Annotated in this window: 1 protein-coding gene; it reads right to left on the bottom strand. The window is 51.2% G+C overall.

What is annotated here, in order from left to right:
• Positions 1-166: 166 nt before the first annotated feature.
• Positions 167-1,495: an IS1380 family transposase gene (locus EWH91_RS14255; protein ID WP_129930918.1), complete on the bottom strand. Its 1,329-nt coding sequence runs from the start codon at positions 1,493-1,495 to the stop codon at positions 167-169.
• Positions 1,496-1,571: the final 76 nt, after the last annotated feature.

Below are 1,571 nucleotides of genomic sequence, written 5' to 3'. Positions count from 1 at the left end.
GCAAAGGATTTTACAGATTTTTACTAAGCGAACAACTTAACGATGATTTTGAATGCCTGTTGGCCCGCATGGAACATGCGGACAGCCATTTTCTCGTTTTCAGGGCAGACGAATCCCGTCGTTTCCAACAGAAATTCTGAATTTTTTAAGATTGATGGTCTGGACACTATGCCAATGCCGGCAACCGATGGATTTGATCCAGCGTCTGCCGGAAGACCTTTTGGTAAAGACAGTGACTGCAGAGTCGGAAAATGAGCGAACGGCCGGAATGAACGAGCCTGCCGGCAATCTTGATCAGGCGAAGGCGCACAGTATCCATACAAAGCCGCTTCTTTTTAGCGGATTTCGGCAGACAGAGCAGGCGAAACCCGGCTTCAATATTGCTTGCCAGCATACGAATCTGCAGTTTCACCGCGTTGGCTTCAAAACGGGTGCTGCTCAGCTGATCAAAGGCAAAACCGTTCTTGCCTTCCTTGATCAGGTTTTCCATCGTGCCCCGGTTTTGATAGAATTTAATGACGCGTTTAGCGGGAAGGCTCATATTCGTGACAATAAAGGTCGGCTGGAAAAAGAGCTCACCTTCCGGGCGCTCCAGTTTCACAACAACTCGCCGGGCCTGATCCCAGGAAGCCGCCTGGTACTGAAATTCACGATAAAACACGACTGAAGAACCGACTGGCATGGCGTGCTTTTTCTGACGGGCTTCCACAAGCCGCTGTGCTTTTTCAGCCAACCGGGGGTTGGCCTTCAAACGGATGGCGTAAAAAACCTCTTTTTCCTCACACAAGCTGTACAGCCCGGGAACGGCGAAGCCACTGTCTCCCCGGACGGCCAGATCCTGTCCGGGATTGAGCGAGCGATAGTGTGCCAGCACCGGACGGATAAAATCGACGACACCACGGGAGGTGTAGACATTGCCGGAACGTAGTTCGGCTTTCAGGCAGTAGCCGGTCAGCGAGTCAAACAGGAGAAGCGGATGGTAGCCGGTGTCCTGGTAATGGGCATTGTAGGCCGTCCCTTCCTGATGCCCGGCGGTCTCAAAATTGGCTGAATCCACGTCAAGCACTACCTGCTGACTGGGCCTGAGGGCATAGAGTCGATCCAGGTAAGCTTGATTGACGGCTTCCAGCGATTGAACGGTGTCGGCATCCACGCGTTGATTAAAGCGGGACAGCCGCGGTTGGGAAGCCAGGTGCTTCTTCTCAAGCAGGGTCGTGAATATGGGATCTGTTCCCAACTCATCGGCCTGGTCGTCGGTGTGATAGCCAGCCAGGTGCTGATAGATTTTCTGAATCACCACCTTTGGGTTGGTGTGCCTGGCATGAGTGACCGGATCGTTCACGTACAGTTTTTCCTGGATCAACTCACTGAGGCCAGTCTTTTCATCGAATTCTCGATAAAGTAATAAGCCGGAATCAGAAGAAAGCGCGCCGCCTGAGAAACTGGCCTTAATCTTTTTATTGAAGTGGAACGTTGATTCCTTTACACTGGACATATGAGGAGCCCCCTGTATGTTTGGTTTCGCTTAACTTAATCATACAAGGAATGAGCTCCTTTTTCATTTCCTTTTT

Source organism: Sporolactobacillus sp. THM19-2, from assembly GCF_004153195.1.
Taxonomy (GTDB): Bacteria; Bacillota; Bacilli; order Bacillales; family Sporolactobacillaceae; genus Sporolactobacillus.
This window is presented reverse-complemented; position numbering and strand designations above follow the sequence as displayed.